The organism is Microbacterium xylanilyticum, assembly GCF_054654695.1.
The window spans coordinates 606,285-630,837 of record NZ_BAAIEN010000002.1; the positions used below are offsets into that span (position 1 = coordinate 606,285).

Below are 24,553 nucleotides of genomic sequence, written 5' to 3' on the forward strand. Positions count from 1 at the left end.
TGGCCCGTCAGGTTCACAGAGTGTTCACTCGAAGTTCCCCGGGGCCGTCACAGGCGCGTGATGGGGTGGGGTCGGCTCCGCGATCGGCGCGGGCAGGAAGAGGACTGTCATGATCCCACGCACCCGAGCCCGCCGCGCGGCGGGTGTGGCACTCGCGACGGCAGCGACGGCGACGCTGCTGCTGTCCACGGCCCTACCGGCCTCGGCCTCGCCGGCCACGGACACGAAGACCCCGATCAAGCACGTGGTCGTGATCTTCCAGGAGAACGTCTCGTTCGACCACTACTTCGGGACCTACCCGAACGCGGCCAACACCGACGGCACGACGTTCCACGCTGCCGCGGACACTCCTTCGGTGAACGGCCTGAGCCCGGCGCTCCTGACCAGCAACCCGAACCTGGCGAACCCCCAGCGACTCGGCGGGCCCGCCCAGCAGGTCACCTGCGACCAGGATCACGAGTACACCGACGAGCAGAAGGCCTTCGACGCCGGCGCAATGGACAAGTTCGTCCAGTTCACCAACGTCAGCTCGGGCACGTCGTGCAAGGCGCCGACCTATGGACCCGACGGCCTGGTCATGGACTACTACGACGGCAACTCGGTGACCGGTCTGTGGAACTACGCGCAGCGGTTCGCGATGAGCGACAACTCCTACGGCACGACCTTCGGCCCGTCCACGCCGGGTGCGCTCAACCTCGTGTCCGGCCAGACCTACGGCGTGGCCAAGACCGCCATGCCGGGCGGCAAGCCCTTCCCCGAGGGCGAGGTCCTCGACAACGCCGGCGCTGCCGGGCTGGGCACGGTCATCGGCGACCCGCAGCCGATGTACGACGACTGCTCCACCCGGGACACGGTGGCCATGGACCCGAAGAACAAGAACATCGGCGACCTGCTGAACGACAAGGGCGTGACCTGGGGCTTCTTCCAGGGCGGCTTCGCACCGTCGTCGCGCAAGGCGGACGGGACGGCTGTCTGCGGCACGGTCCACAACGTGGGCGCCGCGCTCGGCGGGACCGGCAAGACCGGCGCGCTGCCGTACGGCACGAAGGGCGACTACATCCCCCACCACGAGCCGTTCCAGTACTACGCGTCGACCTCCAACCCGCACCACCTGCCGCCGTCCTCGGTCGCCATGATCGGCAAGACCGACCAGGCCAATCACCAGTACGACCTGAGCGACTTCTGGAACGCCGTCTCGGCCCACAACCTGCCGGCGGTCAGCTATCTGAAGGCGCCGGGGTACCAGGACGGTCACGCCGGCTACTCCGACCCGATCGACGAGCAGAACTTCGTGGTCGACGCGGTGAACCGGCTGCAGCAGTCGCCCGACTGGGCGAGCACCGCCGTGATCATCGCCTATGACGACTCGGACGGCTGGTACGACCACCAGGCGTCGTCGATCACCAACGGATCGAGCTCGAGCTTCGACGCGCTCAACGGGGACGGAGTCTGCACGAGCGCCGGCGAGAGCACCGCGGCGATGGCGGGTCAGCAGGGCAAGTGCGGTCACGGCCCGCGGCTTCCGCTGATCGTGGTCTCGCCCTACGCGAAGCAGAACTTCGTCGACCACACCGAGACGGACCAGTCGTCGATCCTCCGCTTCATCGAGGACAACTGGCACACGGGCCGGATCGCGCAGGGATCCTTCGACGTCAAGGCCGGATCGCTGTCGAACCTGTTCGACTTCCAGAACCCGCAGACCGCGACGCTGATCCTGGATCCGAAGACGGGCGCCAAGAACTAGGCACGGACGATCCTCGGGCGCGATGGTCTGCGCCCGAGGATCGCGCGCCCGGCGCAGCAGAACTTTCGGCGAACGATCGGGGATCCTCTTGTCCTCCGGCGGCGGCGGATCTACTCTCCCTCTGTCCGGCGCCTGTGCCGGCGCAGACCCAGAGGCAAGGTCATCCGTGTCCAAGCGCTTCGCCATCCTCGCCGTCGCGGTTCTCGCCGTCGCCGGCTCGCTCCTCCCCGCCAGCGCCGCGCTCGGCGCCCCGGGCGGCTCGCCGGGCAAGCCGGGCGGCAGTCCGGGGCAGGGCAGCGCGGCGCAGGGCGGGCCCAGCACCATCCCCGGCGGCTTCAAGCACCTCGTCGTGATCTACGAGGAGAACCACTCCTTCGACAACCTCTACGGCAAGTGGGGAGAGGTCGGCGGCGTCGCCGTCCGCGGATCCGAGAGCGTGCCCCAGGTGGGCCAGGACGGCACCCCGTACGCGTGTCTGCCGCAGCTGGACGCGAACCTGACCTCGCCCCCGCTGTCCAACACCTGTCAGGATGCGACGCACGGCATCGCGGCCAGCCACTTCGACAACCAGACCTTCACGATCGACGACTACATCGCGCCGACCGACACCACCTGCCCGCCCGCTGTCGCCGGCACGCCGTACAAGCCCAACGGATGGCTGAACGGCACCGGCGCGCCCGGCGGCTGCACGCGCGATCTCGTGCACCGCTTCTACCAGGAGCAGTACCAGCAGGACGGCGGGAAGATGGACCGGTACACCACCGGATCCGACGCCGTCGGTCTGACCCAGGGACAGTACGACACCACGAAGCTGCCGATCTACCAGTACCTGCACGCCGACGGCGCACCGAACTACGTCGTCGCGGACAACTTCTTCCAGGCCGCGTTCGGCGGATCCTTCCTGAACCACCAGTGGCTCATCGCCGCACGCACGCCGCTCGACACCACGGCCACGGTCGCGAACTCGGTGCTCGACGCGAACGGCATGCCGAACAACTACCCGCAGTACACGGCCACCGGTCCGGTCAAGGACACGCAGTGGACGCAGGCCTGCCCCGGCGGCGGCAACGACTACGCCGCGGCGTGCGGCAACTTCGCGATCAACACGATCCAGCCCGCATCCGCGCCGCACAACAACGGCACCCGGCTGCCGCTCATCGACGACACCCAGTACCCGAACATCGGGGACCGGCTGACCGCCGCGGGCCTGTCATGGAACTGGTACTCCGGCGGATGGGATGACGCGGAAGCCGGGCACCCCGGTGTGAACTTCCAGTACCACCACCAGCCGTTCAACTACTTCGCCGCATACGCGCCGGGCCAGCCCGGTCGGGCGCACCTGCAGGACGAGAAGAACTTCATCGCGGCCGCGCAGAACGGGACGCTGCCCACGGTGAGCTTCGTGAAGCCCTACGGCGACGAGAACGAGCACCCCGGATACGCGAGCGAGCCGGACGGATCCGATCACCTCGTCGACCTGATCAAGACGATCACGAACGGCCCGGACGCCAAGGACACGCTCATCGTCGTCACCTACGACGAGTTCGGCGGACAGGCCGACCACGTCGCACCGCCCGTCGTGGACAAGTGGGGCCCTGGCACCCGGATCCCGGCCCTGCTGATCAGCAGCAAGTTCGCCGCATCGAGCGTCGACCACACCCAGTACGACACGACCTCGATCCTCGCGACGATCGAGAAGTCGTACCACCTCGACCCGCTCGGCAGCCATGACGCTGCGGTGAACCCGCTCTTCGCGGGGATCCGGCTGGGGCTGGACGGCTAGCCGGGCGGGGTGATCCTCGGGCGCGCTGACTCAGCGCCCGAGGATCGCCCGGGCCTGACGCAGCACGGGCTCGTCGACCATCCGGCCCTCGAACCGGAACACCCCGGGCTGACGCTCGGCCTCGGCGAGCACGCGCTCGGCCCACGCCCGCTCCTCCGGCGTCGCGGCGTACCCCTGCCGGATCACGGCGACCTGGCTCGGATGGATGCACGCCGTCGCATCGAAACCGCTCGCCGCGGCGTCCGCCACCTCGGCGCGGAGACCGTCGATATCGGCGATGTCGAGGTGGACGGAGTCGATCGCGGCCCGGTCGAACCCCTTCGCAGCCAGCAGCACCCGGGAGCGCGCATGCCGGGCGACGTCGCGGTAGCGGCCGGCGCGCGGGCCCGCGGTGAGGCGGCTCGAGCGTCCGCCCATGCTCGCGACGAGATCCTCGGCGCCCCACATCAGCCCGGCCGTCGCGGGATGGGCGGCGATCTCCTCGGCGTGCACGACTCCGCGCGCCGTCTCGCACAGCGCCAGCACCCGCAGGCCCGCGGCGTGCAGCGCGTCCAGATCCGCGGCGGCTTCGGCCTTGGCCAGCATCGCGGTGCGGTACGGCGTGCGGGCGAGGGCCGCGAGGTCGAGCACGTGATCGGGGGTGCCGGCCGGGTTCACGCGCACGATCGTGCGCTCCGGGTCCAGCGCGGACGCGACCAGCCGCTCCCGGGCGGCCGGCTTGTCGTCGGGGGCGACCGCGTCCTCCAGATCCAGGATCACCCCGTCCGCGGCGGCGAGCGCCTTCGCATACCGGTCGTCGCGGTCGGCCGGGCAGAACAGCAGCGCGGGTCCGGAGAACGGACGGCTGGTCAGGGCGTCGGAGGGAGCGGCCATCAGTCGCTCGCCGTCTTCGGGAGGCACTGCATGAGTGTCGACCGGGTGGCCCGGGCCACGACGGCGCCGTCCTGGTTGCGGCCGGTATGGGCGAGCTCGACGATCCCCTGCCCCGGCCGCGACGACGACAGCCGCTTCGAGACGATCAGGGTCTCCGCGTACAGAGTGTCGCCGATCCGCACGGGCGCCGGGAAGGAGACGTCGGAGAAGCCGAGGTTCGCCACGATCGTGCCCATGGTGAGCTGGGCCACCGAGAGGCCCACGAGCGTGGAGAGGGTGAACATGCTGTTCACGAGGCGCTCGCCGAATTCGGTGCCGGCGCTCCACGCCGCATCGAGATGCAGCGCCTGCGTGTTCATGGTGAGCGTGGTGAACAGCACATTGTCCGCCTCGGTGACCGTGCGCCCCGGGCGATGCAGGTAGACGGCGCCCTCCTCGAACTCCTCGAAGTACAGCCCGCGCTGCTCGATGCGCTTCCCGCTCACGCCGTCTCCTTCTGGTCGCTCCGTGCGGCTCATGGCGCCTCCTCTGCGTCCGGCGTGATGGTGGCGAGCGTCTGGCCGCGCGCCACCGCGTCGCCCTGCGCCGCGTGCAGGGTCACGGTGCCGGCGACGCCGGCGCGCAGCACGTGCTCCATCTTCATCGCCTCGACCACGAGCACGGGGTCGCCCGCGTCGACGTGCGCGCCGTCCGCCGCGTGCACGAGCACGACGGTGCCCGGCATGGGGGAGTCCAGGTGCGGCCGGCTCTCGGCGGCATCGCCGCCGGCGTGCATGCGGCGCTCCACGGCCACCTCGAACACGGCGCCGCCGTGCGCGATCGAGACCCGGCCGGATCCGGCCGCGAGCCCTGCGACCATGCGCGTGATCCCGTCGATCGTGATCGTGCGGCGGAGGTCGTCGCCGGCGTGCAGCGTCGCGGGTGCCGCCGGGGCGCCGTCGACCGCGACGACCAGACCGGATCCGGATCCGGTGATGAGCACCTCCGCGCGATGCTCGCCGCAGACCAGCGCGTACCGCCGGGGCGCGGCTGCGCCCAGGCGCCAGCCGTCCCGGCGCGCCCACGGCCCGGTCCCTGAGCTCGTCGAAGGGACCCCGCCGTGCGATGCATCGAGCAGCAGGGCTGCCTCGGCGAAGACCCGGGCGTCGGGCTCGGCGAACGCGAGGTCGTCGAAGCGCCGGGCGATGAGGTCCGTGTCGAGGTCGCCGGCCGCGACCTCGGGCAGCTCGAGCAGCGCCCGCACGAACTCGACGTTCGTGGGGAAGCCGAACACGGCGGTCTCGTCGAGTGCCGCGATGAGGCGGCGCCGGGCCTGGTCGCGGTCGGCGCCGTGCGCGATGACCTTCGCGAGCATCGGGTCGTAGTCGGTGGAGACGTCGAGGCCGTCGGCGATGGCCGTGTCGATCCGGATCCCCTCGCCGGCCGGATGGATCACGCGCTCGACCCGGCCGCCCGTGGGCAGGAACCCGGCCGACGGATCCTCGGCGTACACGCGCGCCTCGATGCTGTGACCGTGCAGCCGCACGTCGCCCTGGGTGAAGGCGAGCGGCGCGCCGGCGGCGATGCGCAGCTGCTGCTCCACGAGATCCAGGCCCGTGATCTGCTCCGTGACCGGGTGCTCGACCTGCAGCCGGGTGTTCATCTCCATGAAGAAGAACTCCTGCGGCCGTGCGGACTCCACGATGAACTCCACCGTGCCGGCGCCGCGGTAGTCCACGCTGCGGGCCGTCTCGCACGCGGCGGCGCCGATCGCCGCGCGCGTCCGCTCGTCGAGCAGCGGAGAGGGCGCCTCCTCGATGACCTTCTGATGCCGGCGCTGCAGCGAGCACTCGCGCTCGCCGAGGTGCACCACGTTCCCGTGCGCGTCGGCGAGGACCTGCACCTCGATGTGCCGCGGCGTGGTGAGGTAGCGCTCCAGGAACAGCGCGTCGTCGCCGAAGCTCGCCGCGGCCTCGCGCCGGGCGGCCGCGATCGCGCCCTCGAGCTCTGACGCCTGCGTCACGACGTGCATGCCCTTGCCGCCGCCGCCGGCGGACGGCTTGATGAGCAGCGGGAAGCCGATCTCCTGCGCTGCGGCGACGAGCTCGGCATCGGTGAGCCCGGCGCGGGCGAGGCCGGGGACGGTCGGCACACCGCGGTCGGTGACGGCCAGCTTCGCGGTGATCTTGTCGCCCATCGTGCGTATCGCCTCCGCCGTGGGGCCGATGAACACGATCCCGGCGTCGGCGCAGGCCTGGGCGAAAGCCGCGTTCTCGGCGAGGAAGCCGTACCCGGGGTGGATCGCCTGGGCGCCGGTCGCGCGGGCGGCCGCGATCACGGCGTCGATGTCGAGGTAGCTCTGCGCGGCGGGGGCGGGGCCGATCCGCACCGCGACGTCGGCGAGGGCCACATGCCGGGATCCGGCGTCGGCCTCGCTGTAGACCGCGACCGAGCGGATCCCGAGGCGGCGCAGGGTGTGGATGATGCGGCAGGCGATCTCGCCGCGGTTGGCGATGAGGACGGTGTCGAACACGTCGACGGGCTCAGTGCGGCGGAGGGCGGTGTCGGTCATCGGGTCACATCCGGAAGACGCCGTAACCGGGCTGCGGCGCGGCCGCGCCGGCGACGGGCGCATCGGTCGAAGGGGTGCGCAGGATCACGTCGAGCGCGAGGCCGAGCACGTCGCGGGTCTGGCCGGGCTCGATGATCCCGTCGTCCCACAGCCGCGCGGTGGAGTAGTACGGGCTGCCCTGCTCCTCGTAGGCGGCGCGGATCGGGGCCTGGAAGGCGGCCTCCTCCTCGGCCGACCAGGATCCGCCTGCCGCCTCGATCTGGTCGCGCCGCACCGTCGAGAGCACGGACGCGGCCTGCGGACCGCCCATGACCGAGACCCGGGCGCCGGGCCAGAGCCACAGGAACCGCGGCGAGTACGCGCGCCCGCACATCGAGTAGGTGCCGGCGCCGAAGGATCCGCCCACGACGACGGTGAGCTTGGGCACCGACGTGGTGGCGACGGCGTTGACCATCTTCGCGCCGTGCTTGGCGATCCCGTTCGCCTCGTACTCGCGGCCGACCATGAAGCCGGTGATGTTCTGCAGGAACAGCAGCGGCGTGCGGCGCTGCTCGCAGAGCTGGATGAAGTGCGCGCCCTTGAGCGCGGACTCCCCGAACAGCACCCCGTTGTTCGCGATGATCCCGATGCGGTGCCCGTGGATGCGCGCGAACGCGGTGACGAGCGTGGTGCCGTACTCGGGCTTGAACTCCGCGAACTCCCCGCCGTCGACGATGCCGCGGATGATCTCGCGCGCGTCGTAGGGCACCGTGAGCTCGACGGGGACCACGTCGAGCAGGTCGACGGCGGGCGGATCCGCGACCGCTGCCGGCGGCTCGGCCAGGGGAGAGGGCTCCGGAAGGGTCGCCACGATGTCGCGGACGATCTGCAGCGCGTGCTCGTCGTTCTCCGCGAGGTGATCGGCCACGCCCGAGATCCGGGTGTGCACCTCGCCGCCGCCGAGTTCCTCGGCCGTGACGAACTCGCCGGTCGCCGCCTTCACGAGCGGCGGCCCGCCGAGGAAGATCGTGCCCTGGTTGCGCACGATCACGGTCTCGTCGCTCATGGCGGGCACGTACGCGCCGCCCGCGGTGCTGGATCCCATCACGGCCGCGATCTGCGGGATCCCGTCGCGCGACATGCGGGCCTGGTTGTAGAAGATGCGGCCGAAGTGGTCGCGGTCGGGGAACACCTCGTCCTGCATCGGCAGGAACGCGCCGCCGGAATCGACGAGGTAGACGCAGGGCAGTCGATTCTCCGCAGCGATCTCCTGCGCCCGCAGGTGCTTCTTCACGGTGATCGGGTAGTAGGTTCCGCCCTTGACGGTGGCGTCGTTGGCGACCACCATGACGCGCCGGCCGTGGATCAGCCCGATCCCCGCGACCACGCCGCCGGAGGGCGCGTCGCCGTCGTACATGCCGTAGCCGGCGAGCGGCGCGACCTCGAGGAACGGGCTGCCCGTGTCGAGCAGGTGGTCGATCCGATCGCGCACCAGAAGCTTGCCGCGCTCGGTGTGCCGCAGTCGCGCCTTCTCAGGGCCGCCGAGTGCGACCTCGGCATGACGCGCCCGCAGTTCGTCGACGAGCTCGCGGTACGTCGGCGCGGATGATTCGGACACGGCACCCTCCATTGGGCGACTTCGCAACGGTCGTGGACTCGGAATCAGATTAGCGAGCGTTAACTGAAATGTCCACGGCCGGTGCGGAGGGGTGCCGCGGGATCAGATCCCGTAGTCCTCGAGGATCCGCTCGCGCAGCTGCACGCTGCAGGCCGCCACCGTCTCGTCCCACACGGTAGTGGCGCCGTCCTGCGCGGTGTCCGAGATCGCGCGGAGCACCCGGATCGGCACGCCGAATTGGTCGGCGACCCACACGTACGCGTAGGTCTCCATGTCGACGAGCACGCCGCCGAGCCCTCGGATCCGCTCGACCGCGGCCGCATCGTCGACGAAGCTGTCACCGGTCGCGATGACCAGGCCGTCGCGCCCGGTCGCCACGCGGGGCGGCAGCGAGACGTGCTGGCCGATCACGCCGTCGAGGTCCTGCACGTCGTGCTGGATCGCGGCGGTGATCTCGTACACGCCGCCCGGAAGGGAGGGATCCACGCCGCCCGCGGTGCCGACGACGACGACCTCCTCGTACGCGGTGGCGTCGAGCGCGCGGGTGAGACCGTAGGTCGCCTTGAGCTTGCCGGGGCCCGTGACGAGCCGGTCGAAGCCCGGGAGCTCCGCGGGGAAGGCCTGCAGTTCGGAGGCGAGGGCGGCGACGAGGAGTCTCATGGATCCATCCTCCCGCATGTTCACACACGCGAAACGTCGTCGTTGGATACTGGATCCACGACCGAAGGAGAAGCATGACGCTGCAGCAGGACATCGCCGCCGACCTCGGGGTCCGCCCCGACATCGACCCTGTCGCCGAGATCGACCGACGCGTCGGCTTCCTCGTCGACTACCTGCGGCGCACGGGCGCGAAGGGGTACGTGCTCGGCATCTCCGGCGGGCAGGACTCGACCCTCGCGGGGCGTCTGGCGCAGCTGGCCGTCGAGAAGGTCCGCGCCGAGGGCGGCGACGCGACGTTCATCGCCGTGCGCCTGCCGTACCGGGTGCAGCACGACGCCGAGGACGCGGCGGCCGCCATGGCGTTCATCGCCGCGGACGAGGGCATCGAGGTCAACATCGAGCACGGCGTCGACGGGCTCGAGAGCGACCTCGAGGCCGCCGGGCTGGAGGACGTCGCCGACTTCCACCGCGGCAACATCAAGGCGCGCCTGCGCATGGTCACCCAGTACGCGATCGCGGGGCAGCGCGGCATGCTCGTGATCGGCACCGACCACGCGGCGGAGGCCGTGACCGGGTTCTTCACGAAGTTCGGCGACGGCGCGTGCGACCTCACCCCCCTCACCGGGCTCACGAAGCGCCAGGGCCGCGCCCTGCTGCTCGAGCTCGGCGCACCCGACCGCCTCGCCTACAAGGTGCCGACCGCCGATCTGCTCGACGGCACGCCGGGGCGCGCGGACGAGGACGAGCTCGGTCTCACCTACGTGCAGATCGACGACTACCTGGAGGGGCGGCCGGTCGAGGCAAGCGTGGCCGAGCGCATCGAGGCGCGCTACCTCGCCACCGAGCACAAGCGCCGCCAGCCGGTCACGCCCGACGACACCTGGTGGCGCTGAGCCTCTGCCGCCCGGCCGCCGGCCGGTGATGTCCCCGCCCCCGTCTAGGGTCGAAGCGACGGCCTGATCGGTCGCCCCGAACGACAGGAGCCTTCGTGCGTGTGATCATCCCTTCCGGATCCGGCGGCATCGGATCGGACGACGGCGGCGTCGCAGACGCCCGCCCACGGGTGATCTGGAGCGCGTCGGATCTGAAGCTCGCTGCGGAGTGCGAGTTCGCCTGGGCGCGCGCCCTCGACGCGAAGCTCGGCCGCGTCGCGCCGGTCGAGGATCCGGAGGACGCCACGCTGGCGCGGGCTGCGGCGATGGGCGACGCGCACGAGCTCGTCGTGCTGGACGAGTACGTCTCCCGCTTCGGGTCCTCCGCATCGGGCGGGCCGGGTGTCGTCGCGCTGCCCAAGGTGTCGTCGACCGATGCCGAGGCGCTGGCGGAGGTGGTCGCCGACACCGTGCGTGCACTGCGATCGGACGCGACCGTGATCTACCAGGCCGCGTTCTCGACTCCGGAGTTCGTGGGATTCGCGGACTTCCTGCGGCGCGACGACGACGGCCGCTGGCGCGTGCAGGACTCCAAGCTCGCCCGTACGGCGCGCGTGACAGCGCTCATGCAGCTGGCGGCATACGTGGACCAGCTCGACCGGCTCGGCATCCCCCGCTCGGACGAGGTCGACCTGATCCTCGGCGATCGCAGCATCTCGACGCACGCCGTGCGCGACCTGCTGCCGCTGTTCCACGTGCGGCGCGCTCGGCTGCGCGCGCTCATCGCCGACCGCCGCGTGGACGAGGGCGCCGCGGGCGCGCCGCTCGCCTGGGGCGACGACCGGGGCGACCTGCAGGTCGTCGCCTGCGGACGCTGCGCCACGTGCGAGGCCGAGGTCGTGGCGCACCGGGACCTGCTGCTCGTCGCCCGCATGCGGCCGGTGCAGCGCGCCCGCCTGCGCGCCGCCGGGATCGCGACCATCGATGAGCTCGCCGCCGCCGCGGATGCTCCGGAGGGCATGAGCGCGGAGACGTTCGAGGCGCTGCGCGCGCAGGCCCGGCTGCAGCTCACCGCGATGGTCGCGGAGGAGGCCGGCGAGACCGAGGCCGACGCGACCGAGGAGCACCCGGCGCCGCCGTTCGAGGTCGTCTCGGCCGCGGCGATCGGCCTGATGCCGCGCCCCAGCCGCGGCGACCTGTTCTTCGACTTCGAGGGCGACCCGCTCTACACCGAACCGGGGGAGGGGCAGCCCTGGGGGCTGGACTACCTCTTCGGCTGGGTCGACGACGCCGAGCAGTACACGGCGCTGTGGGCGCACGACTTCGCGGCGGAGAAGCAGGCGCTGCGCGACTTCCTCGACTTCGTGGCCGCACGCCGCGCCGCGCACCCGGACATGCACATCTACCACTACGCGCCGTACGAGACCGCGCACCTGCAGAACATGGCGGAGCGGTACGGCGTCGGCGAGGCGGAGGTCGACCGGCTTCTCCGCGAGGGCGTCTTCGTCGACCTCTACCCGCTCGTGCTGCGCACGGTGCGGGTCGGATCCCGGTCGTACTCGATCAAGAAGCTCGAGCCGCTCTACATGGGCGCCGAAGTGCGCACGAGCGACGTGCAGAAGGGCGACGACTCGATCGTGCAGTACGTGCAGGCGCGCGGCCTCGCCGCTGCCGGCCGCTCCGCCGAGGCCGAGGCGATCCTCGCCGACCTGGCCGATTACAACCGCTACGACTGCGTGTCGACCCGGCGCCTGCGCAACTGGCTCGTCGGCCTCGCCCGCCAGGCCGGCGTGCTGCCGGCCCCGCCGGACGAGCCGGAGACCCGCGCGTACGAGCCTGCACCGCTCTCGCTCGCCCTGCAGGCCGAGGCGCAGCGGGTGCACGCCGCCGCCCGTGACGCGGGTGCCACCGGCGCCGCACTGGAGCAGGCCGGCCAGACGCACCGGGTGGCCGCGGCCGCGATCGACTACTTCCCGCGGGAGGCGAAGAGCTTCTGGATCGCGCACTTCCAGCGGCTGCGCGAGCCGGTGACGCTGTGGGAGTCGACCCGTGACGTGCTCCGCGTGGACCCGGATCGCTCGGTGCTCGTCCAGGACTGGGGGCAGGAGGAGAGGGCGCGCGCCATCACCCGGCTCGTCGACCTGCGCGGGGAGGTCGCTCCCGGCAGCACGGTCGGCGTCGGCGGGAGCCCGTTCGCGCTGTACGCCTCTCCGCCGCCGTTCTTCGGGGAGTTCCCGTCGCGCGTGATCCACGTGCCGCACGAGGTCGAGATCGTCGAGGTGCTCGAGGACGGATACCGGATCCGCGAGCGCTCCGTGGGCGGCCAGACCTGGGACGAGCTGCCCCTCGCGCTCACGCCCGCGGCGCCGCCCCGGGTGAACTCGCTGCAGGCGACGATCGAGGAGTGGGCGCAGGCGGTGCTCGATGCGGCGCCCGGGTTCCCCGAGGACGCGGCCACGGACGTGCTGCGCCGAGCCGTGCCGCGGACCGTCTCGGGAGCGCCCATCCCCGTCGCCGACGGCGACGCGGCGGACGCCATCGTGCGCGGCGTGCTCGACCTCGATCGCAGCTACCTCGCGGTGCAAGGGCCTCCCGGCACGGGTAAGACCTACACCGCGTCGCACGTGATCGCCCGGCTCGTGAACGAGCATGGGTACCGCATCGGCGTGGTCGCCCAGTCGCACGCGATCGTGGAGAACCTGCTGGACCGGGTGGTCGAGGCCGGGGTGCCCGCGGCCCAGGTCGTGAAGGCGCCGAAGGATCCGCAGGCGGATCCGATCTTCACCGCGATCCGCAAGGACGGCATGGCCGGCTACCTCGCGGAGCAGCGTGCCGCGGGCCTCGGCTGCGTCGTCGGAGGCACCGCGTGGGACTTCTCGAACACGAAGCGCGTGGAGCGCGGCGAGCTCGACCTCCTCGTCATCGACGAGGCCGGCCAGTTCTCCCTCGCCTCGACCATCGCCGTGGCCGCCGCCGCCCAGCGGCTGCTGCTGCTCGGGGATCCGCAGCAGCTGCCCCAGGTGAGCCAGGGCACGCACCCGGAGCCCGTCGACACCTCGGCGCTCGGCTGGGTGATGCACGAGCGCGCCGTCATCGACCCGGCCCACGGATCCTTCCTCGCGCGTTCGTGGCGCATGCATCCGGCCGTGGCGGCCCCGGTGTCCGAGCTCTCCTACGCGGGTGCGCTCGCCTCGGCGCCCGGAGCGGAGCGCCGCACGATCGACGGCGTGGACCCGGGGCTGCACGTGCGGCCCATCCGGCACCGCGGCAACGCCACGCAGGCCCCGGAGGAGGCCGCGGAGGTGGTCCGCATCGTCCGCGATCTCATCGGCCGCAGCTACACCGACGGCATGGAGGGCGCCGCTCCGCGCCCGCTCGGTCCGGCGGACATCATCGTGGTGGCCCCGTACAACGCCCAGAAGCAGCTGATCCTCGACGAGCTGGCCGCGGCCGGGTTCGGCGACGTCGCCGTGGGGACGGTCGACAACTTCCAGGGCCGGGAGGCCGTCGTGTCGATCACCTCGCTGGCCGCCTCCAGCGGGCGCGACGCCCCGCGCGGCCCGGAGTTCCTGCTGCTGCAGAACCGGCTGAACGTGGCGATCTCCCGGGCCAAGGTCGCCGCGTACCTCGTGCACTCCCCGGCGCTGCTGGACGACCTGCCGCGGACGCCCGACGGTGTGGCCCGGCTCAGCGCGTTCGCGCATCTCGTGGGCGCGGACCGCGACGCCGACGTCCCGGCCGATGCGCGCGGGGTGCTCGTGGCCGCCGGGGCCTCCGAGGGCGCCGATGCACTCTGAGGCCGAGATCGCTCGCGCCTCCGCGGCCTGGGTGTGGTTCCCGCGCGACTTCGCGTGGCCAACGTGTCCCGTTCGGCGGACCATGTCTCGGACAGCGGGCGAATCGGTGAGGTTCGTCGGCCGTTCGTGACATCGTCGGCGGAACGGGACAGGACCCGCGGGCCCGCACCACGATCCACGGATCCGCAGCGGCTGCCGGCGTGCCCCGGAGAGTCAGACCGTGCCGTACAGGCGGTCGCCGGCGTCGCCGAGACCGGGCACGATGTAGCCCTTCTCGTTCAGGCGCTCGTCGAGGGCGCCGAGCACGAGGGTCACGTTGCGCTCGCCCACGAGCTGCTCGATGGCGGCGACGCCCTCCGGCGTGCCGAGGAGGCAGATCGCTGTGACGTCGTCGGCGCCGCGGTCGAAGAGGAACTGGATCGCGGCGGCGAGGGATCCGCCGGTCGCGAGCATCGGGTCGATGGCGAAGCACTGGCGCCCGCTCAGGTCCTCCGGGAGGCGCTCGGCGTAGGTCGTCGGCTCGAAGGTCGTCTCGTCGCGGACCATGCCGAGGAAGCCGACCTCGGCGGTCGGCAGCAGCTTGACCATGCCCTCGAGCATCCCGAGGCCGGCGCGCAGGATCGGCACGACGATCGGGCGCGGCTCCGAGATCTTCACGCCCGTCGTGGTGGTGATCGGGGTGGTGATCTCGATCGGGGTGACCCGCACGTTACGCGTCGCCTCGTAGGCGAGCAGCGTCACGAGCTCCTCGGTGAGCTGACGGAACACCGGCGACGGGGTGCGCGCATCGCGCAGCACCGACAGCTTGTGGGTGATGAGGGGGTGGTCGGCCACGTGAACGCGCATAGAGACAGAGTATCCGCTGGCGGCTGCCCGGCCAGGCCCGTTCGACGGGACGACGGCGGGAGCGGATCGCGTCCGGCCGTCAGAGCGTCGTCCCGGCGAGGAAGTGCCAGCCCAGCCACCACCAGATCACGATGACCGCGATCCGCACCGCGCGGTCATCGAGCAGGCGGTCGAAGAGGTCGCTGACGCGCGCATCGGGATCCGTGCGCCCGATCCGCCACGTCACCAGTCCGAGCAGCACCGCGCACAGGCCGAAGAAGCCGAGGCTGAGCAGCGTCATCCCCGTCCTCCTCTCCGGAGGAGATAGACCCCGCCTGCCAGCCAGACGACGACGAACAGGATCCGGCCCGGTGCACCGTCGAGCACCGGATCCAGCAGGTCGCTGAGCGCGTACGACGCGTCGTCGGGATGAAGCCGGCCGAGGAGGAACTGCGCCAGCTCCCAGAGGCACCCCACGACGAACAGCCCGATCCACACCCCGGCGAGTCGCCGCAGAGCCGGCGTCCACGGACGCGGAGCGGCAGGCGCTCCCGGCCACGACAGCACGACCGCGGTCAGCCCCACCACCGTGATCACGACGACCATGCCGACGCTGTGACGCGGCAGCAGGCACAGCGCCAGACCCGTCGGCACCGCACCCAGCGCCAGCGTGCGGGGCGACAGCCGACCGGTACCGCGCGGGGGGATCCGGCCCCCGAGCACGACGAGGAGCGCCGCCCCGAAGAAGACCGCCGTGTCGAACCACTGCGCGCGCACGATCTGCACGAGCCCGATCAGCACCAGCACCGCCACCCAGCACGCCAGGGGCCAGGACACGGCGCGCCGGCCCGAGGCGTCGCGGCGTGCGTCCGGCCGAGAATCCACGAGGCCACCCCCTTCGCTCGCATGCTACTCAGGCAGCGCGCCAGGAAGAACGGGCGCAGGCCGGGGAGCGGGCGCAGGCCGAATCGCGGCCGCCCCGAGACGGGGTGCCGCTGGCGATCGGCGCCTCGCCCCGTGCCCGACACCGGGGGAGGGATCGCGCCGGTGCGGCTAGGCTCGTCCCGCGGGACGACCCGGACGACGGCGGGAGCGACGGTGGCAGCAGCGGTGGATCCGGTGACGGAGACGGCGGCGATGGACCGCGCGCTCGGGCTCGCCGCCGAGGCCGCCGCGGCCGACGAGATCCCCGTCGGCGCCGTCGTGCTGGACGCGGCAGGAAGGATCCTCGCCGAGGGACGCAACAACCGCGAGGAGACCGCGGACCCGACCGGTCACGCTGAGATCGTCGCCCTGCGCGCCGCCGCGGCAGCGCAGGGATCCTGGAACCTCTCCGGCTGCACGCTCGTGGTCACGATGGAGCCGTGCGTGATGTGCGCGGGCGCGATCCTGCAGTCCCGGATCGGGCGCGTGGTGTTCGGCGCCTGGGACGACAAGGCGGGTGCGGCCGGTTCGCTGTACGACGTGCTGCGTGACCGCCGCCTGCCGTATCGCGCCGAGGTCGTGGGCGGGGTCCGCGAGGACGAGGCTGTGGCTCAGCTGCGGGCGTTCTTCGCCGATCGGCGCTGAGCCGCCGCGCCCGGCCGGCTGCTCCTTCGGGCATGGCCTGACCCCGCGCCTGAGTGGCTCGGCCCGGGTGCCGCCGCTGCCCCGGTCAGGCCTTCGGGTGCCGTGCGGCGAGCCGGCTCAGACGCTCCACGGCGAACAGGTAGGCCTGCGCGCGCCGGTCGAAGTAGCCGCGGTGCCGCACGCCGTGCTCGTCGATCGCGGTGCGCGAGGCATGGCCGTCGGTGGCTTCGCCGAGCTTGCCGCCCGAGCCGGGGATCGGTCCGCCGTCGGACGAGTAGACGATGGCCCCGACGATGTCGCGCGGGTCCACGGGATGCGCACCGAGCCGGCCGAGGGGAGCGGTGGCGTCGGTGGACGCCTCGGTGGCGTAGAACGAGAACGCGCTCTGCGAGATCGCCTCGGCGACGGCGTCGGCGGCCATGCGCGTCATCCCCGCAGAGGCGATCGAGAACGCCATCGACACGGGGCCCGCTCCGTCCAGGAGCACGAGCTCGCCGAACAGCGTCGACGAGTACGAATACGCGATCACCGCGATGCGCGCGGTCGGGTGGCTGTGCCGCAAGCGCACGAGATCCCCGGCCAGCCGCGCGGCGCCCACGGTCGCGTGCTTGGTCGCCAGCGCTGACAGGTGCGTGCCGGAGTCATAGCCGAACCACGCGACCGTCGCGATCCGGTCGGTCCCGCCGCGCTGCAGGCTCGCGCGGATCGTGTCCGCGCTCAGATCCTGCGCGATCTCGGCCCAGCCCGGGAACTCCGCGAGATCCGTGTCGATGCCGTGCAGGACGACGACGATCAGGTCGGCCGCGTCGAAGTCTCCGAACGCCACGGCGGCGCGCGGCTCCTCGCCCTCGAAGAACAGCGAGGTCAGCTGCGCCTGCGGATCGCGGTGCAGCACGTCCTGCACGAGCTGCAGCTTCCGTCGCGCCTCCGCCGAGACCGTGGGGTCGGCCAGCGCCTCTGCGAGCGGGTCGACCATCGGGGATTGCCGCGGTCAGTCCGCGGCGCGCAGCACGAAGGCGTCGGTGGAGGGGGTCGGATCCAGCGTCGGCCGGTAGATGTCCGGCTCCAGGTAGATCACCCGCGCCGCCGGCACGGCCTTGCGGATGCGCGCCTCGATCGTGTCGATGTCGTCGGCCGCGGCACGCACGGTCTTGTCCGAGGTGAGGGCGATCTTGGCGGCCACGAGCAGCTCGTCGGGGCCGAGGTAGAGCGTCTTGATGTGGATGAGCTTCTCGACCTCGTCACCCGCGTGGATCGCGTCCACGATGCGGTCGTGGTCGGCCTCGCTGGCGCCCTCGCCCACCAGCAGGCTCTTCGTCTCGATGCCCAGCACGATCGCGATGAGCACGAGCAGGAGGCCGATCATCAGGGTGCCGAGGGCGTCGAACACCGGGTTGTGCGTGATGAGGGTCAGCCCGACGCCGAGCAGGGCGAAGAGCAGACCGGCGAGCGCGCCGGTGTCCTCGAGCAGCACGACCGGCAGCTCCGGCGCCTTCGCGCGCCGGATGAACGCCACCCAGGACTGCCCCTTCGGGCGCACGTGGTTGCTCTCCTTGATCGCCGTGCGCAGCGAGAACGACTCCAGCACGATCGAGACGACGAGCACCGCGAGCGGCAGCCACCACCAGGTCTTGTCGAGCTCGTGCGGGTGGATCAGCTTCTGCACGCCCTCGTAGACGGCGAACATGCCGCCGACCGAGAACAGGATGATCGACACCACGAACGCGTACACGTAGCGCTCGCGGCCGTAGCCGAACGGGTGCTCGCGGTCGGCGCGGCGCTGCGCCTTGCGTCCGCCGAGCATGAGCAGCAGCTGGTTGCCCGAATCGGCGACCGAGTGGATCGCCTCGGCCAGCATCGAGGCGGATCCGGAGAGCAGCCAGGCGATGAGCTTCGCGAGCGCGATACCCATGTTCGCGAGGAACGCCGCCAGGATCGCCTTACCGCCACCGGATGCACTCATGCCACGAGTCTATGTCGCGCCGCTCGAGCGTGACGGTCTGCCGTCACGGCCCGACGGGCGCGGTACCGGCTCCGGCGTCGGGGCGCGCACGGGGCTCGTAGGATGGCGGCATGGTCGACGCGCTTCCCTCTCTCGCATTCATCGGCGCCGGTTCGATGGGAGGCGCGATCCTGCGCGGCGTCGTCGCCAGCGGGATCCCCGTCGACGGCGGCATCACCGCCACCAACCGCACCGCCGCACGCGCGGCGGAGCTCGACGGCCTGCCCGGCGTGCGCTCCATGGCACTGGAGCAGCAGCCCGACGGCAACGCGCTCGCGGCCGCCGCGCGCATCGTCGTGGTGGGCGTCAAGCCGGCGATGGTGCCGGACCTGCTCGACGAGATCGGCCCGCACCTGCGGGCGGACGCGATCGTGGTCAGCATCGCCGCCGGAGTCACTCTGACGACCTTCGCCGCGCACCTGCCGGACTCGGCGAGCGTGCTGCGCTCGATGCCGAACACTCCCGCCACCGTGGGCCGTGCGGTCACCGGCCTCGCCGCAGCGCCGGGGGTCACGGCCGAGGACCGCGCGCTCGTGCGGCGCCTGTTCGAGACGGTCGGCACGGTGGTCGAGGTGGCCGAGGAGCAGATCGACGCGCTCTCGACGATCTCCGGATCCGGTCCCGCCTACGTCTTCCTGCTGATCGAGGAGTTCACGAAGGCCGCGATGGCCAAGGGCTTCGCCGAGCCCGAGGCGCGACTCATGGCGGAGCAGACGTTCATCGGCGCCACGGCGCTGCTCGAGGCCTCGGGTGAGGATCCGGCCGAGCTGCGCCGTCGCGTCACGAGCCCGAAGGGAACCACGGAGCGCGCCATCGCCGTGCTACAGGAGGCGGACCTCGCGGCGCTGTTCGGCCGAGCGACCGACGCCGCCCTCGCCCGGGCGAAGGAACTCGCCGCCGGCGCCTGAGGTCGGGCCCTGCGATGGGCTCAGGGACGGGAGCGCCGTCTCAGCGGTCGAGCGAGGAGAACCGCTCGATGTCGCTGTTCGTGCCCGACACGATGATGAGGTCGTGGTTCGTCACCACGGTGCTGGCCTCGGCGTAGTGGAACGGCTTGCCCGGGCTCTTCACGCCGACGACCGTGACGTTGTACTTGCTGCGCACACCCGACTGGCTCAGGGGCACGCCCCGGATGAACTTGGGCGGGTACATCTTGGCCAGGGCGAAGTCGTCGTCGAAGCGGATGAAGTCCAGCATGCGGCCGCTGACGAGGTGCGCCACGCGCTCCCCGGCCTCGCGTTCGGGGTAGACGACATGATTGGCGCCGACGCGGGCGAGGATCTTGCCGTGCGACTGCGAGACGGCCTTCGCCCAGATCTGCGGCACCTTGAGGTCGACGAGGTTAGCGGTGATGAGCACCGAGGCCTCGATCGACGAGCCGACCGCGACCACGGCGACCTGGAAGTCCTGCGCGCCGATCTGGCGCAGGGCGTCGATGTTCCGGGTGTCGGCCTGCACGGCGTGCGTGACGCGCTCCGACCACTTCTGCACGAGCTCGAGGTTCGTGTCGATCGCCAGCACCTCGCGGTCGAGCCGGTCGAGCTCGCCGGCGCACGCGGCGCCGAAACGACCGAGCCCGATCACCAGCACCGGGGCGTCGTTGCGCAGCACTTCAACCAACGATGGGCCTTTCCACGGGCAGCGCGTACAGCTGCGTCCGATTGGTCGCGGCCACCGCCGCGGCCAGTGTCACTGTACCAACGCGCCCCATGAAGATCGTGGCCGCGAGGATGTAGGTGGCGGGATCCGGCAGGTTCCCGGTGACACCGGTGGACAGGCCGACGGTGCCGAAGGCGGAGACCACGTCGAAGAGCACCTCGTCCACCGGGAACTTGGTGATCTGACTGATCGCGATGGTCGACACGGCCACGATCGTCGAGCCCCAGGCGACGACGCTGAGCGCGACGCGCTGCACGTCGGACGGGATCCGGCGTCCGAAGGCCTGCACGGAGGGGCGTCCCTTCGCCTCGCTGACCACGGCGAGGGCGAGCACGGCGAGGGTGGTGACCTTGATGCCGCCCGCGGTGGACGCCGAACCGCCGCCGACGAACATGAGCATCGACGCGGCGAGCATCGAGGATCCGTTCAGATCACCCATGTCCACCACGTTGAAGCCGCCCGAGCGGGTCATCGCGGACAGGAAGAAGGCCTGGAACGTCGTATCCGCGGCGTCCATGGATCCGAACGTCTTCGGGTTGTCGAACTCGAGGAGCAGGAACACGCCGGCGCCGATGACGAAGAGCACGATGGTGGTGATCACGGTGAGCTTGGCGTGCAGCGACCACCGCCGCACATGCCAGCGCTGGCGGGCCAGGGTGTAGATGACAGGAAAGCCGAGGCTTCCGAGGAAGACTCCGAGCATGAGCACGCTGAGCACGTAGTAGTCGTGTGCGAAGGGCTCGAGTCCTCCGGGATTCGGTGTGAACCCCGTGTTCGTGAAGGCCATCGCCGCGTAGAACGGGGCCTCCCAGAGCGCGGTCAGCGGATCCACTCCGCCGGTCAGCAGTGCCGGATAGAGCAGAACGGCCAGCCCCGCCTCGATGGTGAAGGCGGAGATCGCGACCGTCCGCAGCAGCTCGCCGACCTCGCCCAGCCGCACGGCCTGGCTCTCGTTCACAGGGCCGCCGTGCGCGCGCATCGGGTTCGTGTCGCCGGCGGCGATGAGCTTGGCCCGCAGCCCCAGCCGCTTGGAGATCGCGAGCCCCAGCACGCTGGCCAGCGTGAGCACGCCGAGACCGCCGACGTTGACGCCGATGAAGATCACGGTGCGCCCGAAGCCGGACCAGTGCGTGGCCATGTCGACGGTGGACAGGCCCGTGACGCAGATCGTGGAGACGGCGGTGAAGAGTGCGTCGGCGAGGGGCGTCACCGTGCGAGCGGTGGTCGCGATCGGCAGCGACAGCAGAGCGGTCGTGATCAGGATGAGCGCGGAGAACACGATGATCGCGAATCGCGAGGGCGAGGAGGTGGTGAGCGTCTTGAAGACTCGGGCAGCGCGGCGGGCGATCTCGGAGAAGGATCGCGCGGGAGTGCTGCGCGCCATGGTCGGCCCCTCCGATCCTCCGTCCGCCAAGCCTTCGTCATGGTACTCCGCCCCTGGCGCGGCTACTGTGAAGGCATGACCGACATCTTCGACGTGATCGCCGACGGCACGAGGCGGGACATCCTGCAGCTCCTGCGCCAGCGGTCGGAGGAGGGGGATGCCGGCACCAGCGTGTCGCAGATCGTGAGCGCGCTCGGGATCAGCCAGCCCACCGTCTCGAAGCACCTCAAGGTGCTGCGCGAGGCCGAGCTTGTGACGGTGCGTGAGGACGGCCAGCGCCGCTTCTACAGCATCGAGGCGGCGCCGCTGGAGGAGGTGGACGACTGGCTCGTCCCGTTCCTCGCCGACGCCTATGGCGAGTCGGCCCCGGACCTCGCCGCGCTCGGGGTCGTCCCGCCGCTGCCGGACGGCGCCGCGCACGCGGCCGAGGTGGTCGGTCGCGCCGCGGCCAGCGCCAAGCACGTGGTGCAGACCGCGCTCAAGCGGCTCGGCGCCTGAGTCCTCCCCGCCACGGCTGACGCGGCCTGTGCGGCAGGCGGCGGGTCACGTGTTTCACACGGATCACATGGGTTTACAGCCGTCACCGCCAGCCCCTACAGTTGTCGCATCCGCCGCACAAGGGGTGCCGCGGAGCGAGGGGGGTAGATGGGGATGCCCGAGCAGCTTCCGGACGTGAAGTTCCTGACCGTCGCCGAGGTGGCGGCCATCATGCGCGTGTCCAAGATGACGGTGTACCGGCTCGTCCACGCGGGCGAGCTCCCCGCGATCCGCTTCGGGCGCAGCTACCGCGTGCCCGAGTCCGCCGTCACCGCCGCGCTGCAGAAGCCCATCGCCGACGTGGGCTGAACGCCGGATCCGGTTCGCATCCGCGCGTCGGGCGACTGCGGCGGCGTGCGCTAGACTGTTCCGAGGCATTTTTCCTTGCCCGATCCCGGGCGTCGTCCGTGTGCGGCGCCCAGCCCCTGACGTAGTGAGGTTTCCGTGGGTTCTGTCATCAAGAAGCGCCGCAAGCGCATGGCGAAGAAGAAGCACCGCAAGCTGCTTCGCAAGACTCGCCACCAGCGCCGCAACAAGAAGTGAGCGGCCGCGCCTAGCGCGCACATCACTGAGCGCCCCCGATCGTTCCGATCGCCGGGGCGCTTCGTGCATCCGGGGGCTTCGTGCACTTCGGCCGGTGCACCGGCGCACGCGCGCGCCGCGGCGCGCACAGGTCTGGAAGAATCGGATCCATGAAGTCGATCACCGTCGCCCAGCTGGCCGAGCGCACCGACACGCCCCTCATCGATGTGCGCGAGCGCAGCGAGTTCGCCGCCGGTCACGTGCCCGGCGCCGTGAACCTGCCCATGTCGGAGATCGGCGATCTGCTGCACGAGCTGCCCGACGGCGCCTTCGACGTGATCTGCCAGCTCGGCGGACGCTCGGCGCGCGTGGTGGAGGCGCTGGAGGCCCGCGGTTACGACGTCACGAACGTCGAGGGCGGCACCGCGGAATGGATCGCCGAGGGACGCGAGATCGAGATTCCCGCGTCGTGATCGCGCTGACTCTCATCGGCAAGCCCGACTGCCACCTCTGCGACGTGGCCTCGGACGTGGTCGACGCCGTCGTCGCCGAGCTGCCGGACGCGCTCGCCGAGGACATGGAGATCACGGAGCTGTCGATCCTCGACGACCCGGCGCTGTACGAGAAGTACTGGGAGAAGATCCCTGTGCTGCTGATCGACGGCGAGCTGCACGCGCACTGGCGGATCTCACCCGACCGGCTGCGGGCGGCGCTCGCGGCGAGGGCCGACGGAACCGGGCAGGCCCCGGAACAGGCCGCGGACGCGGCAGAAGGAGCGGAGCGATGACCCTGCGGCACGTGGTGACCTGGAAGATGGCCGCCGAGGACCCGGCGGAGCGTTCGGAGCACGCGGCCGGCATCGCCGCACGGCTGCAGGGGCTCGTCGGCGTGGTGCCGTCCATCCGGGCGCTGTCGACCGGAGTGAACGCTCTCGACATCGCCGGCAACTGGGACGTCACCCTCGTCGCCGACTTCGACGATGCGGCGGGCCTGGACGCCTATCAGGTGCACCCGGCGCACCAGGAGGTCGTGGCCTACGTGCGCTCGGTCGCCGGCGGGCGCTCGGCCGTCGACTTCGAGGTCTGAGCGGCGCGGAACCCGGCGCGGTATCGGACCGATCGTCGCCATCCGCACCGCCGCGGCAGTACTTGTCTCGGATTCCAGACGTTCTGGACGTGTCGCGGCGACCGCGTTCCGCGTGATTCCGCGGCAGAGCGTGCGGTCGATACCGAACCGAGACTCCCGCAGGCCTCTCGTCGTTACACGGCGGTAACCGCACCGTGTCAAGATTGTCGGCAACCCGCACCAGGACGCCCGCGTCCTCGACACAGGAGTCGCACATGGAACGTCGCTCGAAGATCGCCTACGGACTCGCCCTCGCGGCAGCCGCCACCCTCGCCCTCGCCGGCTGCTCCGGAGGAGGCGCCACGCCCACCGCGAGCGGATCCGCCGCTGCCAACACGGACTACGGACTCATCACGCCCGGCACGCTCACCGTGTGCTCGGACATCCCCTACAAGCCCTTCGAGTACGAGGAGTCGGCCGGCTCGGGCAAGTACACCGGCTTCGACGTCGACCTGCTCACCGCGATCGGCGACAAGCTGGGCCTGAAGACCCAGTTCCAGGTGACCAACTTCGACACCCTGCAGTCGGGCGCCGCCCTGCTCGCGGGCCAGTGCGACATGGGCGCCTCCGCGATGACCATCACCGATGAGCGCAAGAAGAACATCGACTTCTCCGACGGCTACTACGACTCCCTGCAGTCACTGCTCGTCAAGACCAGCTCCGGCATCAAGGACATCAACGGCCTGAGCGGCAAGAACGTCGGCGTGCAGCAGGGCACGACCGGCGAGAACTACGCGAAGGAGCACGCCAAGGGCGCCAACCTCGTGCAGTTCTCCGACGACGGCGTGCTGTGGCCGGCCCTGCAGGGCGGTCAGATCGACGCGATCCTGCAGGACCTGCCGGTGAACCTGCAGCACGAGAAGGACGACGCCTCCTACAAGGTCGTCGAGACCTACAAGACCGACGAGCAGTACGGCTTCGCCTTCGCGAAGGGCAAGAACGAGACGCTGCGCAAGGCGATCAACGAGCAGCTGAAGGCCCTCAAGGACAACGGCGAGTACAAGAAGATCTACGACAAGTACTTCACGGCCAAGTGACCGGGGCTCGATACTC

25 protein-coding genes are annotated in these 24,553 nt (G+C 71.2%); 13 read left to right on the top strand and 12 right to left on the bottom strand.

The window, feature by feature from the left end; all coding sequences use genetic code 11:
- Positions 1–109: 109 nt before the first annotated feature.
- A complete protein-coding gene (locus ACYQ1L_RS03425; RefSeq protein WP_460002862.1) occupies positions 110–1,744 on the top strand; it encodes a phospholipase C in 1,635 nt (544 codons plus the stop codon).
- Positions 1,745–1,910: 166 nt separating this feature from the next.
- On the top strand, positions 1,911–3,527 hold the full coding sequence (locus ACYQ1L_RS03430) for an alkaline phosphatase family protein (RefSeq protein ID WP_460002863.1): 1,617 nt from the start codon (positions 1,911–1,913) through the stop codon (positions 3,525–3,527).
- A 30-nt stretch (positions 3,528–3,557) separates the two neighbouring features.
- On the opposite strand, the gene ACYQ1L_RS03435 is transcribed toward ACYQ1L_RS03430, so the two are convergent.
- The 5 genes from ACYQ1L_RS03435 to ACYQ1L_RS03455 form a co-directional block, all read right to left on the bottom strand.
- Positions 3,558–4,400: an HpcH/HpaI aldolase/citrate lyase family protein gene (locus ACYQ1L_RS03435; protein ID WP_460002864.1), complete on the bottom strand. Its 843-nt coding sequence runs from the start codon at positions 4,398–4,400 to the stop codon at positions 3,558–3,560.
- A complete protein-coding gene (locus ACYQ1L_RS03440) occupies positions 4,400–4,918 on the bottom strand; it encodes a MaoC family dehydratase (protein WP_460002865.1) in 519 nt (172 codons plus the stop codon). Before ACYQ1L_RS03440 ends, ACYQ1L_RS03435 begins: the two co-directional genes overlap by 1 nt.
- The gene (locus ACYQ1L_RS03445) at positions 4,915–6,951 is read right to left on the bottom strand and encodes an acetyl/propionyl/methylcrotonyl-CoA carboxylase subunit alpha (RefSeq protein WP_460002866.1); all 2,037 of its coding nucleotides are present in this window, start codon (positions 6,949–6,951) and stop codon (positions 4,915–4,917) included. The genes ACYQ1L_RS03440 and ACYQ1L_RS03445 overlap by 4 nt, the downstream gene beginning before the upstream one ends.
- A 4-nt stretch (positions 6,952–6,955) precedes the next feature.
- Positions 6,956–8,560 carry a carboxyl transferase domain-containing protein gene (locus tag ACYQ1L_RS03450; protein WP_460002867.1) on the bottom strand — a complete coding sequence of 535 codons (1,605 nt, stop codon included), beginning with the start codon at positions 8,558–8,560 and terminating at the stop codon, positions 6,956–6,958.
- A 90-nt stretch (positions 8,561–8,650) separates the two neighbouring features.
- Complete coding sequence (locus ACYQ1L_RS03455; protein WP_460002868.1) at positions 8,651–9,208, bottom strand: phosphorylase family protein; 558 nt, start codon at positions 9,206–9,208, stop codon at positions 8,651–8,653.
- 74 nt (positions 9,209–9,282) lie between these two features.
- Here ACYQ1L_RS03455 and nadE point away from each other — a divergent pair, with 74 nt between their 5' ends.
- Positions 9,283–10,101 (top strand): NAD(+) synthase, encoded by an 819-nt coding sequence (gene nadE, locus ACYQ1L_RS03460; RefSeq protein WP_460002869.1) that lies wholly within the window; start codon positions 9,283–9,285, stop codon positions 10,099–10,101.
- A 128-nt stretch (positions 10,102–10,229) separates the two neighbouring features.
- Positions 10,230–13,877: a TM0106 family RecB-like putative nuclease gene (locus tag ACYQ1L_RS03465; RefSeq protein ID WP_460005751.1), complete on the top strand. Its 3,648-nt coding sequence runs from the start codon at positions 10,230–10,232 to the stop codon at positions 13,875–13,877.
- Positions 13,878–14,090: 213 nt separating this feature from the next.
- Here the strand turns inward: ACYQ1L_RS03465 and upp are convergent, their stop codons facing one another.
- From upp to ACYQ1L_RS03480, 3 genes are all read right to left on the bottom strand, one after another.
- Entirely contained in the window at positions 14,091–14,723 is a 633-nt protein-coding gene (gene upp / locus ACYQ1L_RS03470) for a uracil phosphoribosyltransferase (RefSeq protein ID WP_460002870.1), read from the bottom strand.
- Between the two features lie 79 nt (positions 14,724–14,802).
- On the bottom strand, positions 14,803–15,003 hold the full coding sequence (locus tag ACYQ1L_RS03475) for a DUF6186 family protein (protein WP_460002871.1): 201 nt from the start codon (positions 15,001–15,003) through the stop codon (positions 14,803–14,805).
- Positions 15,000–15,587, bottom strand: a complete 588-nt coding sequence (locus ACYQ1L_RS03480) for a hypothetical protein (RefSeq protein ID WP_460002872.1) — start codon at positions 15,585–15,587, stop codon at positions 15,000–15,002. The genes ACYQ1L_RS03475 and ACYQ1L_RS03480 overlap by 4 nt, the downstream gene beginning before the upstream one ends.
- A 252-nt stretch (positions 15,588–15,839) precedes the next feature.
- Here ACYQ1L_RS03480 and ACYQ1L_RS03485 point away from each other — a divergent pair, with 252 nt between their 5' ends.
- Complete coding sequence (locus ACYQ1L_RS03485; protein WP_460005752.1) at positions 15,840–16,271, top strand: nucleoside deaminase; 432 nt, start codon at positions 15,840–15,842, stop codon at positions 16,269–16,271.
- Between the two features lie 85 nt (positions 16,272–16,356).
- Here the strand turns inward: ACYQ1L_RS03485 and ACYQ1L_RS03490 are convergent, their stop codons facing one another.
- Positions 16,357–17,247: an alpha/beta hydrolase gene (locus tag ACYQ1L_RS03490; protein ID WP_460002873.1), complete on the bottom strand. Its 891-nt coding sequence runs from the start codon at positions 17,245–17,247 to the stop codon at positions 16,357–16,359.
- Between the two features lie 15 nt (positions 17,248–17,262).
- Entirely contained in the window at positions 17,263–18,234 is a 972-nt protein-coding gene (locus ACYQ1L_RS03495; protein WP_460002874.1) for a cation diffusion facilitator family transporter, read from the bottom strand.
- A gap of 110 nt (positions 18,235–18,344) precedes the next feature.
- Here ACYQ1L_RS03495 and proC point away from each other — a divergent pair, with 110 nt between their 5' ends.
- Positions 18,345–19,181 carry a pyrroline-5-carboxylate reductase gene (gene proC, locus ACYQ1L_RS03500; RefSeq protein ID WP_460002875.1) on the top strand — a complete coding sequence of 279 codons (837 nt, stop codon included), beginning with the start codon at positions 18,345–18,347 and terminating at the stop codon, positions 19,179–19,181.
- A 40-nt stretch (positions 19,182–19,221) separates the two neighbouring features.
- On the opposite strand, the gene ACYQ1L_RS03505 is transcribed toward proC, so the two are convergent.
- Together ACYQ1L_RS03505 and ACYQ1L_RS03510 are read right to left on the bottom strand one after the other, a co-directional pair.
- On the bottom strand, positions 19,222–19,893 hold the full coding sequence (locus tag ACYQ1L_RS03505) for a potassium channel family protein (protein ID WP_159576867.1): 672 nt from the start codon (positions 19,891–19,893) through the stop codon (positions 19,222–19,224).
- Positions 19,886–21,316, bottom strand: a complete 1,431-nt coding sequence (locus ACYQ1L_RS03510; protein ID WP_460002876.1) for a TrkH family potassium uptake protein — start codon at positions 21,314–21,316, stop codon at positions 19,886–19,888. The genes ACYQ1L_RS03505 and ACYQ1L_RS03510 overlap by 8 nt, the downstream gene beginning before the upstream one ends.
- Positions 21,317–21,391: 75 nt before the next feature.
- Here ACYQ1L_RS03510 and ACYQ1L_RS03515 point away from each other — a divergent pair, with 75 nt between their 5' ends.
- The 7 genes from ACYQ1L_RS03515 (at position 21,392) to ACYQ1L_RS03545 (ending at position 24,537) form a co-directional block, all read left to right on the top strand.
- On the top strand, positions 21,392–21,814 hold the full coding sequence (locus ACYQ1L_RS03515; protein WP_460002877.1) for an ArsR/SmtB family transcription factor: 423 nt from the start codon (positions 21,392–21,394) through the stop codon (positions 21,812–21,814).
- A gap of 153 nt (positions 21,815–21,967) precedes the next feature.
- A complete protein-coding gene (locus ACYQ1L_RS03520; protein WP_045272966.1) occupies positions 21,968–22,162 on the top strand; it encodes a helix-turn-helix domain-containing protein in 195 nt (64 codons plus the stop codon).
- Positions 22,163–22,297: 135 nt separating this feature from the next.
- On the top strand, positions 22,298–22,396 hold the full coding sequence (locus tag ACYQ1L_RS03525) for a 30S ribosomal protein bS22 (RefSeq protein WP_003792170.1): 99 nt from the start codon (positions 22,298–22,300) through the stop codon (positions 22,394–22,396).
- A 149-nt stretch (positions 22,397–22,545) separates the two neighbouring features.
- On the top strand, positions 22,546–22,848 hold the full coding sequence (locus ACYQ1L_RS03530) for a rhodanese-like domain-containing protein (protein WP_460002878.1): 303 nt from the start codon (positions 22,546–22,548) through the stop codon (positions 22,846–22,848).
- Positions 22,845–23,162 (top strand): glutaredoxin family protein, encoded by a 318-nt coding sequence (locus ACYQ1L_RS03535; RefSeq protein WP_460002879.1) that lies wholly within the window; start codon positions 22,845–22,847, stop codon positions 23,160–23,162. The genes ACYQ1L_RS03530 and ACYQ1L_RS03535 overlap by 4 nt, the downstream gene beginning before the upstream one ends.
- The gene (locus ACYQ1L_RS03540; protein WP_460002880.1) at positions 23,159–23,461 is read left to right on the top strand and encodes a Dabb family protein; all 303 of its coding nucleotides are present in this window, start codon (positions 23,159–23,161) and stop codon (positions 23,459–23,461) included. Before ACYQ1L_RS03535 ends, ACYQ1L_RS03540 begins: the two co-directional genes overlap by 4 nt.
- A gap of 254 nt (positions 23,462–23,715) precedes the next feature.
- Entirely contained in the window at positions 23,716–24,537 is an 822-nt protein-coding gene (locus ACYQ1L_RS03545; RefSeq protein ID WP_460002881.1) for a basic amino acid ABC transporter substrate-binding protein, read from the top strand.
- Positions 24,538–24,553: the final 16 nt, after the last annotated feature.